10 protein-coding genes are annotated in these 12,246 nt (G+C 71.9%); 1 reads left to right on the top strand and 9 read right to left on the bottom strand.

Features of this window, described 5'->3' with window-relative positions; genetic code table 11:
* Window positions 1-130 precede the first annotated feature (130 nt).
* On the top strand, window positions 131-826 hold the full coding sequence (locus FHR82_RS10975; RefSeq protein WP_184810154.1) for a tetratricopeptide repeat protein: 696 nt from the start codon (window positions 131-133) through the stop codon (window positions 824-826).
* Between the two features lie 23 nt (window positions 827-849).
* On the opposite strand, the gene FHR82_RS10970 is transcribed toward FHR82_RS10975, so the two are convergent.
* The 9 genes from FHR82_RS10970 to FHR82_RS10930 all read right to left on the bottom strand — a co-directional run bounded on the left by FHR82_RS10970 (window position 850) and on the right by FHR82_RS10930 (window position 12,233).
* Window positions 850-2,301 (bottom strand): PepSY-associated TM helix domain-containing protein, encoded by a 1,452-nt coding sequence (locus tag FHR82_RS10970; RefSeq protein WP_184810153.1) that lies wholly within the window; start codon window positions 2,299-2,301, stop codon window positions 850-852.
* Between the two features lie 66 nt (window positions 2,302-2,367).
* On the bottom strand, window positions 2,368-3,072 hold the full coding sequence (locus FHR82_RS10965; protein ID WP_184810152.1) for a DUF5134 domain-containing protein: 705 nt from the start codon (window positions 3,070-3,072) through the stop codon (window positions 2,368-2,370).
* 454 nt (window positions 3,073-3,526) lie between these two features.
* Complete coding sequence (locus tag FHR82_RS10960) at window positions 3,527-4,096, bottom strand: vitamin K epoxide reductase family protein (protein ID WP_184810151.1); 570 nt, start codon at window positions 4,094-4,096, stop codon at window positions 3,527-3,529.
* The gene (locus FHR82_RS10955; protein WP_184810150.1) at window positions 4,093-4,848 is read right to left on the bottom strand and encodes a DsbA family protein; all 756 of its coding nucleotides are present in this window, start codon (window positions 4,846-4,848) and stop codon (window positions 4,093-4,095) included. The genes FHR82_RS10960 and FHR82_RS10955 overlap by 4 nt, the downstream gene beginning before the upstream one ends.
* Window positions 4,849-4,856: 8 nt before the next feature.
* Window positions 4,857-7,118, bottom strand: a complete 2,262-nt coding sequence (locus tag FHR82_RS10950; protein ID WP_184810149.1) for a heavy metal translocating P-type ATPase — start codon at window positions 7,116-7,118, stop codon at window positions 4,857-4,859.
* Window positions 7,115-9,052, bottom strand: coding sequence for a bifunctional copper resistance protein CopD/cytochrome c oxidase assembly protein (locus FHR82_RS10945; protein WP_184810148.1), 1,938 nt, complete (start codon window positions 9,050-9,052; stop codon window positions 7,115-7,117). The genes FHR82_RS10950 and FHR82_RS10945 overlap by 4 nt, the downstream gene beginning before the upstream one ends.
* Window positions 9,053-9,200: 148 nt before the next feature.
* Window positions 9,201-9,974 carry an ABC transporter substrate-binding protein gene (locus tag FHR82_RS10940; protein ID WP_311771011.1) on the bottom strand — a complete coding sequence of 258 codons (774 nt, stop codon included), beginning with the start codon at window positions 9,972-9,974 and terminating at the stop codon, window positions 9,201-9,203.
* 42 nt (window positions 9,975-10,016) lie between these two features.
* A complete protein-coding gene (locus FHR82_RS10935; protein ID WP_184810147.1) occupies window positions 10,017-10,973 on the bottom strand; it encodes a formylglycine-generating enzyme family protein in 957 nt (318 codons plus the stop codon).
* 3 nt (window positions 10,974-10,976) lie between these two features.
* Window positions 10,977-12,233, bottom strand: a complete 1,257-nt coding sequence (locus tag FHR82_RS10930; protein WP_184810146.1) for a sulfatase family protein — start codon at window positions 12,231-12,233, stop codon at window positions 10,977-10,979.
* Window positions 12,234-12,246: the final 13 nt, after the last annotated feature.

The raw sequence follows: 12,246 nt of genomic DNA, 5'->3' as shown, positions 1-12,246 counted from the left end.
CGCCTGCGGCGCCATGGAGGTCGCCGAGATGAGCGACTGCGTCGGCCACTCGCCCGGAAATCGGTTGAAATGGTGACAACGGTGAAACGAGCATATCGTCGCGGCCGAGCACGTCGATGCGCTGGCGAAGGTGTATTTCCATGTCCGGCGCGCAGGCACGTACACCGAACTCAAACGGTGGGGCAGCGCCCAGGACGCCTTCGAACAGGCCCGGATTCTGGCCGAAGCGCACGGCGACCGTGCCCTCCACGCCTGGACGCTGAACGACATCGGGCTTCTCGCCATCCGACAGGAACGGTACGAGGACGCGCTCGACATGCTGAGCGAAGCGCTGTCGCTGAGCCGCGACCTGAACTCCGCCCGCCTCGAGGCGGTCATCCACGGCAACCTCGGCGAAGCCTGCATGGCGTTGGGGCGCCACGAACCGGCGCTGGATCATTGCCGCCGCGGGCTGCGCCTGCGGCGCCTCGCCGGAGACAGACACGGCGAGGCCTGGGCGGTTTACAACGTCGCCTGCGCATGGGCCAGGCTCGGCGACCACGAACAGGCGATGGCGATCTGCCGCGAGGCGATCGCGCTCGGACGCACGGTCGGCAACATCGCCGAGTCGGTCGCCCCGGCGCTGGACACGCTCGCCTCCTGCCTGCACCACGTGGGCCGCACCGCGGAAGCACTGGACAGCTGGCGAGAGGCGGCCGAACTGTTCGACCGGTACGGCCGACCCGATGACGCCGAACGGGTACGAGCGCGGTGCCGCGCGGCCGAGGACGCCGGGAAGGCCGTCGACGATGGCGACCACCAGGACCGCGCCGACGACGAGGTGTAGTGCCCGTGACAGTGGATGTCGCGCTACTCAGCCATCTTCGCGGTTGCCGTGGTGTCGTCGAGAGGTTCTTCGTCCTTCCGCCGGTGAGCCGCGCCGCGTAGTTGCTGGCGTGCCGCGTCGAGGGCGAGGAAGGCCAGTAGCGAGACCCCGAGCACGGGGAAGAAGACGCCGAGCCCGATGGCCACCACGCCGGTCACGCCGATCGCTGTGGCGCTCGGGCGTTGTGTTCCGGCCGGGGTGGTCGTGCCAGGGCGGGATGGCCTGCGCTGCCACCACATCCGGTAGCCCCACAGGACGACGGCGATGATCCCCACCGCCAGCACGATCAACAGAATCTGGTTGGTGATGCCGAAGAGGATCCCCATGTGCAGGGAAATGCCCGCCGTGGCGGCCTGTGCCATGAGTGGCCAGTCGGCGAAGCGGACCGTGTCGAGCACTTCGCCGGTGGCCGGGTCGATGGCCATCGCGTCCTGCTTCAGCGGCAACGACCGCTTGATCTGCTTCACCTGCCAGGCCTGGCCGTCCTCGGCGGCCGGGACGATCGCCACCGGGTCGGTCAATCCCGCCGCGCGTGCGGCCGCGAGCACCCGGTCCGCTGTCGCGCCGACCTCGGCCGGGTCGGTGACCGCGGTCGTGCCGGAGCCGGTGGGCAGTGCCTGGTCGGTCTGCGGTGTCGTCCAGTTCAGTTCGGCGCGCAACGCGGACACGTTGGCACCGGCGAAATTCGACCACGTCAGCCCGGTCGCGGACAGCACGAGCATGCCCACCGCGAGCCAGAGCCCGGCCGAACCGTGCCAGGAACGGGTGCGGGCGCGGCCGGTGGCGGAGCGCTCCGGGAGCAGGGTCCGCCGGACCCGGGCGCGGCGGCGGCGCCGCACGGCCCAGGCCGCGGTGCCGGAGAGCGCGAGCACCCACAGCCAGCTCGCGGCCAGCTCGGAGTAGACGCGGCCGAAGTCCCCGAGGTGCAGGGTGCGGTGCAGGGCGTCGATCCACGCCCGCGCCGGGAGCCACTCGCCGAAGGTGTCGAGGACCGCGCGGACCTCGCCGGTGTAGGGGTCGACGAACGCGGTGCGGGTGTAGTCCTCGGCCACACCGGGCGCGGTGAAGGTGATCCGGGTCGTCGAGTCCGGGGCGATCGGCGGGCGGATCTCGGTGATCGTGCCGTCCGGGACCGCGGCCGCGGCGGCGGTCACCTGGTCACTCAGGTCGAGCTGGGTCGTCCCGACGGGCACCTGCAGCGCGTCCCGGTAGAGCAGCTGGTCCAGCTGCGGGGTGATCGTGTACAGCAGACCGGTCACCGCGGCCACCAGGATGAACGGTCCCACGAACACGCCGACGTAGAAGTGCAGGCGCAGGACGAGGGGCCGCAGGTCGGACCACCACCACGAGCCCCGGGCCCGCCCGGGCAGGACGGGTGGCCCGGCGGGTTCACTGAGTTCGGTCCGCGCGATCGGCGGGTGCACTTGTTCGGACACGGGGCCGTCCTCTCGGTGGGGACCGGGTGCGTCTGTGGGGGAGGGGTGGCCTGGCGGGTCGGGCGCTCAGAGCATCGCGACGAGCATCCCGGCCATGCCGAGGCTCATCAGGGAGTGGCACAGCCCATCGACGCGGGCGGAGGTGCGGGCCGAGACGCGGGCCGGCGTCACGAGTCCGGTGCGGGTCGCCACGGTGCCGCTGGGTGTCTCCGGCTCGGCGGCCGGTCCGCCCGCACGCACGGCACGGACCGCCCACGAGCAGCCTGCGATCGCGAACAGGACGGCGAACGCGATGGTCACCGCGACCACCCAGCCCGGTGCCGGGGGCACGGGAACGTCCGATCCAGCCGCCGCGGCGGTGTCGCTGGGCGCGCCGTGGTGCGAGTGACCGGAGCCGTCCGGGCTCGCGGGGCCCATCAGCAGCGACATGGTGGCGACCATCCAGGTCATGGCCGCGCCCATCGCCACGAGGTGACCGGTCATGAGGTGGCCGTGCGAGGTGGACCGGGTCGCGCCGCGGTAGGCGAACCAGAGCGTGAACGCGCCGAAGACGACGATCTGCAGGCGGCCGCTCGCCGTTTCCGGGCCGCTGGTCCACGCCACGGCCATCCCGATCATCGCCAGGCTCATCACCAGGTGGAACAGCTCCGCGGGCCGGTCACCCGTCACGTCGGCGCCGGACAGCAGCCGGGAGAGCCGTGCCAGTGCGTACACCCCGGTCATCGCGAACACCAGTGTGAACACCGCGGTCAGTGTGGTCGAGGCGAACACGGCAGCTCCTCACGTCCATGGTCGACACCGGACTGGTCGTTCAGGACCCGGCGCCGGTTCCCAAGACGGAGGATTTGCCGAAACCGGGACGCGAAGCGGGCCCGGCCCCGCATGTGCGAGAGCGGCGTTCCGCGCTGCGCCACGACTACGCCGCGTGCTCCCCAACGGCGGGCGCGGCGTAGTCGTGGCGCTGTCCGGTCCACCACAGCCGGACACTACATAGAGTCGTGCGGTACGCCGTCCGAGTTCCCGTCAGATCGCGGTCGCGGTGCGCGAACCGACGAACGTGGAACCCGCGACACCGATCGCCGCCGACGCACCGGATCCGGACGCGTCCTCTGTGGACGATCTGTGGTCGCCACCGGGGCGCGTGGCTCAGTGCCTGCTCACGGGCAGCGGTGCCGGGACGGTCGCGTTCGCGAGAACAGGCAGTCCACCTTCTGGTCGCGGCGGGTCACAGCAGGGTGCTCCAGTAGTCCCAGAACACGATCAGTACCAGGATCACGATCACCGCGTACCAGGTGGCCAGCACGGTGGAGTGGAAGCCGGCGAGCGCGTCACCCGCCGCCCGCGTGCGCTCGGACGTGCGGAGCGTGTCGAGCGTGGTGTACCAGAAGAGCGGGATGGTGACCGCCCACACGACCATGCAGTACGGGCACAGGGCGTGGATGTCGTAGAGGCTGGCGGTGATGAGCCAGTGGACGAACACCACCCCGAACGTCGTGCCGGCCTGCATGCCGAGGCGGAACCAGCGCGGCGGCGTGAACCCGGCGAGCATCGCCGCGCCGACGGTGGTCACCACCGCGAACGCCGCGACGCCGATGAGCGGGTTGGGGAACCCGAACGCCTCGGCCTGCGGACTGTCCATCACGGACCCGCACGAGATGACCGGGTTCAGCGAGCACGTCGGCACGTACGACGGGTCGGCGAGCTTCGCGAGCTTCTCCAGCGTCAGCGCGGTCGCGGCGGCCAGGCCGACGAGACCGCCGACGAGGTACAGCCAGGCGAGCCTGTTGTTCCTCATCGGCCCAGCGCCTCGTCGATCATGCCGCGCAGCTGGCGGTCCACGTCCCCGTACGTCTCGCCCTCCGGCTCGAGCTTCGCACCGTTGACGAAGATCGTGGGTGTGCTGGACACGCCGACCTTCTCGCCGGCGGCGACGTCGGCGTCGATGCGCCGCCCGGTGGCAGCCGAGGTCATGTCGGTGTGGAAGCGGTCAAGGTCGAGCCCGATCTCGGTCGCGTAGGAGTCGAAGAACGTGGCGGCCTGCTGCGCGTCGTCGCTCAGCTCCTGCCCGCCGGGGGCGACGGCCCACTGCTCGTAGTTGTCGTACAGCTGGTGGTACATCTCGCGGTACTTGCCCTGTGCCGCGGCGGCTCGCGCTGCCTGGGCGGCCTGCCGGGCCAGCGGGTGCATGGCGAGCGGGAAGTCGCGCGTGACGAACGTGATCTCCTCCGCGTAGTCGGTCTCCAGCTTCTTGGTGACGTTCGCGTAGTAGGCGGCGCAGGCCGGGCACTGGTAGTCCAGGAACTCGACGACGGTCACCGTGCCGTCGCTCGCTTCGGTGAGCGTGTTGCTGTCCGGTTCGGTGCGCAGTTCGGCCGGGATGCTGCCCGAGCCGGTGCCTCCGCCCCCGCCGCCGCCGTTGTCGTCGTCGGACCGGTTGAACAGCAGCACGCCGCCGATCACCGCGACCGCGAGCACCACCACCGCCACCGTCGCGATCACGTTCGCGGACGGCCCGCGCTTCTGTGCGGTGCGGGACTTGCGTGCCATCTCTGTTGTCACTCCTGTGTCTTGTCGTTGCCGCGGCCGGACGCGCGGAATCCGCGCAGCCGCAGGCTGTTGGTGACCACGAGCAGCGACGACAGCGACATCGCCGCGCCCGCGATCAGGGGGTTGAGCAGCCCGAGGGCCGCGACCGGCAGGGCGGCGACGTTGTAGCCGAACGCCCACAACAGGTTGCCGCGGATGGTGCGCAGCGTGCGACCCGCCAGCACGATCGCGTCGGGCACGGTCGTCAGGTCCTCGCGCACGAGCACGACGTCCGCGGCCTCGACCGCGACGTCGGTGCCCAGCGCCATCGCCATGCCCAGGTCGGCGCACGCCAGCGCGGGCCCGTCGTTGACACCGTCACCGACGACCGCGACGCGTCGTCCCTCGGCCTGCAGCCGCCGCACGGTCGCCGCCTTGTTCTCGGGCCGCACCTCGGCGAGGACCTCGGTGACGCCGATCTCCTCGGCGACCGCCCGTGCCACGGCCGGCCGGTCGCCGGTGAGGAGCACGGTGCGCAACCCGAGTCCGTGCAACCGTGCGACGGCCGCGGCGGCGCTGGGCCGCACGGTGTCGCGGACCGCGCACCCGCCCTCGACGGCTCCGTCCACGGCCACCAGTACACCGGTCGCCGCCTCGGTGTCCACATCGGACAACCAGGTCCGGGCGGCGCCGGGCACCTCGATCCCCTCGGCGGCGACCATGGCGGCGGTGCCGACGAGGACGGCACGGCCGTCGACCGTGCCGCGTGCGCCCGCGCCGACCAGCGCCCGGAACTCCGTGACCGGTGGCAGACCGGGCCCCGCCGCCCGTGCGATGGCCGCTCCGACGGGGTGTTCGGACGCGGACTCCACGGCACCGGCCCAGCGCAGCACCTGGTCCGCGGACTCGGCCCCGAACGTCGTGTGGCCGGTGAGCGTCATCCTGCCGGTGGTCACCGTGCCGGTCTTGTCGAGCACGACGGTGTCGACGGTGCGGGTCGACTCCAGCGCCTCCGGCCCCTTGACGAGAATGCCGAGCTGCGCGCCGCGGGCGACCCCCACCATCAGCGCGGTCGGGGTCGCGAGACCGAGTGCGCACGGGCAGGCGATGATCAGGACCGCGACAGCCGGGCCGAACGACTCCCGCACGCTGTGCCCGGTGCCCAGCCAGCCCGCGAACGTCAGCGCCGCCAGCACCAGGACGGCGGGCACGAACACCGCGCACACCCGGTCCGCGAGCCGTTGCACGGCCGCCTTGCGCTCGACGGCCCGCTCCACCAGTGCCCGCATCCGCGCGAGCTGGGTGTTGACGCCGACGGCGACAGCACGCACCACCAGCCTGCCGTGTCCGTTGACCGACGCGCCGACGACCTGGTCCCCGGGACCCACCTCGGCGGGCACGGACTCCCCGGTGACCGTGCTGACGTCGACCGCGGAGTCACCCTCGACGACCTCGCCGTCGACGGGGATCCGCTCGCCGGGCCGCACCACCACGAGGTCTCCTGCTCGTAGCGCCGCGGCCGGGACCATGACCTCGACGCCACCTTCGCCGGCGCCGCGCAGCACGTGCGCGTCCTTGGCCCCGAGGTCCGCGAGCGCGGTCAGCAACCCGACCGCGCTGCGCCGCGAGCGGTGCTCGAAGTACCGGCCCGCCAGCAGGAAGGTGGTGACCCCCGCGGCGACGTCCAGGTAGATCGCGTCCGCGCCGGCCGCCGTGGCGCCGAAACCGAGCCAGTAGCCCGCCTCGCCGGTGCCCAGCAGCAGCGACGCCAGCGCCCAGGTGAACGACGCGAGCACGCCGAGGGAGACGAGCGTGTCCATGCTGGCGCCGCCGTGCCGCAGGTTGCGCAGCGCGGCCCGGTGGAACGGCAGCGCCGAGTACGCGACGACCGGGGCGGCGAGCAGCACGCACAGCCATTCCCAGCCGGGGAACCGCAGTCCGGGCACGAGCGCGAGCGTGATCGACAGGTTGCCGAGCGGGATCGCCAGCAGCGCGGCGATGACGAGCCGCCCGCGCAGGTCGCGCACGGTCGCGGTGTGTTCCGCGTGGCTGTCCCGCACCCCGGTCGCGGGCCGGGCGTCGTAGCCCGCGGTCCGCACGACCTCGACCGCGTCGGCCGCGGTGACCCCGGGCGGCAGGTGCACCCGCGCGCGTTCGGTGGCGTAGTTGACGGTGGCGTGCACCCCGTCGAGCTTGTTCAGCTTGCGTTCGATGCGGGCCGCGCACGCAGCGCACGTCATGCCGGTCACGGCGAGCTCGACGGACTCGGGCGCCTCGGCGGTGGTGGTCATCGGATGGTGCTCTCTCCGTCGTGTCGGCCGTTTTCGTGTCGCTGCCCGGCCAGCTCGGCGAGCATGGCGTTGTAGGCGGCGAGCCGGTCGTCGCCGCCGTTGTTCATACCGCTGTCGAGCCTGCGGTCGGTGCGGGTCGCCTCGCGCTGGTCGGCGGCCGCCCACTGGCGCAGCAGCGCGACGAGCACGAGCACGACCGGCAGCTCCCCGGCCGCCCAGGCGATCCCGCCGCCGAGCCGCTGGTCGGCGAGCAGGTCCGGGACCCACGGCAGCGACAGGTACCGGTAGTAGGTCCCGGCGATCACCGTCGACGTGCTCATGAGGATGACGCCGAAGAACGCGTGGAACGGCATGACCGCGAACAACATGCCCAGCTTCGCGGGGTGCACGAGCGGGCGCGGTGGCCGGTCCACCCCGGCGACGAGCCAGTAGAAGACGTAGCCGGACACCAGGAAGTGCAGGTTCATCAGCTGGTGCGCCCAGTGGAACAGCATCGCCTCGCCGAACAGCGGGGTGAGGTAGAGCGCGTAGTAGGAGCCGACGAACACGACCGTCGCGAACGCAGGGTGCGCGAGCACCCGTGCCGCCCGGGAGTGCAGGAGCGACACCAGCCACTGGCGCGGACCGGGGGAGAGGGTCCGCAGCGCGAGGGTGATCGGCCCACCCTGCACCAGGAGCGCGGGTGCCAGCATGTTCAGCGCCATGTGCACGACCATGTGCATGCTGAACGTGCCCGGCGCGAACCGGCCGACCCCGGACGAGGTCACCACGACCACGACGAGGCAACCGGCCAGCCAGGCGACGGTTCGCACGGCGGGCCACCGGTCACCACGGCCGCGCAGCACGCGGACGGCACGCAGGTACCAGACGGCGGCCGCGATCGCGGCCGTGCCGAACAGCAGGTCGAACCGCCACGCGGTGAGCAGCGCCCCGACGGTCGGGGCGGTCGGCAGCTCGTACCCCAGCAGGATCTCGGTGATCGACGACGGGTCGGACAGGAACGCGGGCGGCACGAGGTGTGCCAGCCCGACGGTGGCACCCATGGCAACGCCGAGCACCACGAGCTCCACCGCGACCGGCCAGCGCGTGCCGCGCCACCGGCGCAGCAGCAGGACCAGACCGCACACCGCCAGCTTGAGCAGGAGCAGGAACCCGTAGCCGGTCATCAGCCCGGCGGGGCGGGCGAGCGCGAGACCGGTCACCGAGCCGCTGACCACGAGCACGACGAGACAGCCCAGCGTCAGCCGGTGGTAGCGGCGCAGCACGCGGCCCCGCTCGCGCGCGGCCGGTCTGCGCAGGAAGGACCACAGCGAGACGAGCGCACCCACCCACACCGCGGCGGCCAGCACGTGCCAGACCATCGCGTTGGTGGCGACGTCGTGCCACTCACCCGCGGCGACATGACCCGCGACGACCGGCGCCACCAGACCGGCGGCCGCCACCACCAGCCACAGCACCAGCGGCGGCCAGCGGAGCGCCGCGCGGGTGCCGACGGCGACGACCACCGCCGCGACCGCGGAGCACAGCCACGCCTTCGGCTCCTCGGTCGCGTCGACCAGGCCGGGCAGGACGGCCCACACCTCGCCCAGCGACTGGCCCGTCGCGTCCGCCGCGGACAAGGGCACCATCGCCATGGCCGCGACGGTCCAGGCGGTGGCCGCCGCGCCCGCGGTGCGGGTCGCGGCATAGGCGTCCGCCGTCAGCGCCTCGTCCCGCGCACGCCGGGGCACGACCAGCGCGGCGAACGCCAGCGCGCCCGCCGCGAGCAGCCCGGCTCCCTCCGCGGCGAAGCGGGCGACGGTGACCAGGATCGTGGTCGCCAGGCCGGGATCGGAGTCGCCGAGCGGCGCGTGCACGTCACCCGCGGCGAGCACCCCGAGGACGGCACACGCCAGTCCTGCCGCCGAGGAGATCCACACCGCGGCACTGTTCATGCGCACGCACACCGGGTCGGATGCCGTCGCCGCGAAGTTCCCCGGTGTTGACCACGCCACACTCGAGGGTGAGGCGTGCTGGTGCTGTGTCTTGTTCGTTGGCCGGGTTCGGTTGGTCTCGGGGTGTGGTCCTCAGTAGAACCATCGGTCATGAGGAGCGGGTGAAGCAGGTGCCTTTCTTGCCGGGGAACAGGTCCGGGGCCAGGCCGATCGCGAAGTCCTGGATGAGCACGTCCACGTCCAGGTAGGTCTTGGCGCGGCACTCGTTGAAGTCGTCGTCGACGCCGGCGATGAAGTTGCCTTCCTTGAAGGGCCGGAACTGGTTCAGCCGTGCGTCTGCCGACAGTGCGTCCTTGGCCAGGGCCATGGGGTCGTAGACGATGAAGGTGTCGGCGTCGCCTGCGACGCCGAGGCTTTCCTCGAAGTCGTAGGGTTTGCCGTTGGGGGCGGGGTTGCCGGCGGCGAAGACGTTGCTCACACCGAACTGTTCGAGCAGGCGGCCGACCAGGGTCTGCTCACCGTGGCCGTGGAGGAACTCGCAGGCGCGCGCCGGGCTGATGCACAGGTAGCCGACCTTCCGGTCGTCGACCTTGCCGGAGACCGTGTCGACGACCTCGGTGTACCTGGACCTGATCGAGTCGAACTCCTTGTTGGCGGCGGCTTCGTCGTTGTAGATGGCGGCGATCATCTTGATCCACTCCGCTGAGGCCAGCGCGTGTTGTTCCAGCCGGTTGGACACGCTCACCCCGGGCAGGCCCGCGGCGCGGGCGTTGGAGACGTCGTCGAAGCCCGCGCCGAACCCGGACATCAGGATGACCTGGTTCTCGAGCCCGAGGATCGCCTCCTTGTTGAGCTCGGTGTACACGCCGATCGGCATCGGTGTGCCCGCGTACTCGCCCAAGATCGCCGTACCTGCCGGCACGTCACGGCGACGGTCCTGTTCGGACGGCCTGTTCGAGCCGCCTCAGCCGGGAGGCGTCGCGGCGCAGCGGAAGCCGGTGTTGCCCGACGAGCTGTCCGGTGTGTTGGCGGTGCGGGCGGCCACGCGGTAGCGGTTGCAGTAGCTGTGGTGGCAGAGGTGGCTGCCGCCTCGGGTGACGCGGGTGTCGCCGGCCGGTGGGCCCTGCGGGTCGATGCGGGTGTCGTCGCGGTCCTCGGCGTGCCAGGTCGGGGACCAGCGGTCGGCGCACCACTCCCACACGTTGCCCGCGACCTCGTACAGGCCGTTTCCGTTGGGCGGGAAGGACTTCACCGGTGCGGTTCCGACGTGCCGGTCCTCCGCGGTGTTCTCGCCGGGGAAGGTGCCCTGCCAGATGTTGCACCGCCACCGGCCCCTGGGTGCCAGTTCGTCGCCCCACGGGTAGCGGGCCTGGTCCAGGCCGCCGCGGGCGGCGAGCTCCCACTCCGCCTCGGTGGGCAGCCGCTTGCCCGCCCACGCGGCGTAGGCCGCGGCATCGTGCCACGACACGTGCACCACCGGGTGCCGTTGCCGATCCTCCACTGTGGACCCGGGGCCGTCCGGGTGGCGCCAGCAGGCGCCGTCGACGGCGAGCCACCACGGCGCGCCGGGCACCGACGCGTCCCGCACGTACCGCCGCTGCGCGGCGCCGACGAACAGGTGGAAGACGAACGACCAGCCGAACCGCTCCGCCTCCGTGACGTAACCGGTGGCCTTCACGAACGTCGCGAACTGGCGGACGGTCACGGCCGTCTCGTCGATCAGGTACGGCGACACGGTCACCGTCCGCACCGGACCTTCGCCGTCTCCGGGGTTGGCGTCCTCGTCGGCGCCGCCCATCCGGAACGCGCCGCCCGCGATCCGCACCATCCCCCGCGTGTCGGACGACGGCGACCGTGCCGGCGGTTCGACCGGCACGCTGTCACCGGTGGCCTGCCGGTCCGGTCCACAACACGCCGACATCGCTCACCCCACCGTCGCCCGGCCCGCGGCGCGGGCTTCCGCGGCAGGGCGTTGCTCGGCGATCTCGGCCTCGAACCGTGCCGCGAGGCCGGTGAGGTGCCCGACGACCTCAGGGTGGCCGTGGCTGAGGTCGTAGCTCTCCGCCGGGTCCAGTTCGAGGTTGAACAGCTGGGGCAACTCCTTGCCCTGCGCACGGTTCAGGTCACGCGGGTGGCGGTCGAGGTGCAGCTTCCACGGGCCCTCCCGGACCGCGTTGAGCGTCCACCAGTGGAAGAAGTAGAGCGTTCGCGGCGCCGGTGCCTGCCCGCCGGTGAGGACGGCCGAGATGTCCACCCCGTCGACCGGCCGGTCCTGCCGCACCGCGCCGCCCGCCTGCGCGGCCAGTGTCGGCAGCAGGTCGAACAGGCACGCGGGCTCGTCGCTGACCGAGCCCGCCGGTATCCGCCCCGGCCATCGCGCGACGAACGGGACCCGGATGCCGCCTTCGTAGGTGTGCAGCTTGGTGCCGCGCAGCCCACCGGTGCTGCCCTCGAACCACGGGCCGTTGTCGCTGGTCACCATGACGATGGTGTCGTCGGCAAGGCCGAGGTCGCCGAGTGTGTCGAGGAGGCGCCCGATGTGGTGGTCCAGGCTCTCGACGACGTCGCCGTACCTGCCGCCCGCCGACCGGCCTGCGAACTCGTCCTCGACGTGGAGCGGGATGTGCGGCATCGTGTGCGCGAGGTAGACGAAGAACGGCGCATCCGCGTTCCGCCTGATGAAGTCGATGGCGTGGTCGGTGTACGTGCTGGTCAGCGTTGCCTGGTCGACGTCGGCGGTCGAGATCCGGTCGCCTTCGAACAGCTCGACCGGATGCATGTCGTTGCTGTAGAGCAGCCCGGCGTACTCGTCGAAGCCGTGCCGGGTCGGGTAGTGCTCCGGCCGGCACCCGAGGTGCCACTTGCCGAACATGGCCGTGCGGTAGCCGGCGTCGTGGAGCATCCTCGGCAGGGTGTACTCCCAGGACGACAATCCGGTGCCGTGCTCGGGGGACAGCACCTTCGGCAGCCCGACACGTTGTGGATACCGTCCGGTCATCAACGCGGCGCGCGACGGGGTGCACACCGCCGAGGTCGCGTACATGTGGCGCAGGGTGATCCCGTCGCCGGCGATGGAGTCGATGCGCGGTGTGCGCAGGATCGTGTTCCCCATACAGCTCAGATCGCCGTAGCCGAGGTCGTCCATCACCACGAGGACGATGTTCGGCCGCTGGTCGCTCATGGTGCTCCCGGCA

The organism is Actinophytocola algeriensis, from assembly GCF_014203735.1.
GTDB lineage: Bacteria > Actinomycetota > Actinomycetes > Mycobacteriales > Pseudonocardiaceae > Actinophytocola > Actinophytocola algeriensis.
This window is presented reverse-complemented; position numbering and strand designations above follow the sequence as displayed.

What these genes read in the sequence shown, in the direction of transcription:
- FHR82_RS10960 (WP_184810151.1), bottom strand. Translation starts at nt 4,096, where the DNA reads ATGAGGAACAACAGGCTCGCCTGGCTGTACCTCGTCGGCGGTCTCGTC.
- FHR82_RS10955 (WP_184810150.1), bottom strand. Translation starts at nt 4,848, where the DNA reads ATGGCACGCAAGTCCCGCACCGCACAGAAGCGCGGGCCGTCCGCGAAC.
- FHR82_RS10950 (WP_184810149.1), bottom strand. Translation starts at nt 7,118, where the DNA reads ATGACCACCACCGCCGAGGCGCCCGAGTCCGTCGAGCTCGCCGTGACC.
- FHR82_RS10945 (WP_184810148.1), bottom strand. Translation starts at nt 9,052, where the DNA reads ATGAACAGTGCCGCGGTGTGGATCTCCTCGGCGGCAGGACTGGCGTGT.
- FHR82_RS10935 (WP_184810147.1), bottom strand. Translation starts at nt 10,973, where the DNA reads ATGTCGGCGTGTTGTGGACCGGACCGGCAGGCCACCGGTGACAGCGTG.
- FHR82_RS10930 (WP_184810146.1), bottom strand. Translation starts at nt 12,233, where the DNA reads ATGAGCGACCAGCGGCCGAACATCGTCCTCGTGGTGATGGACGACCTC.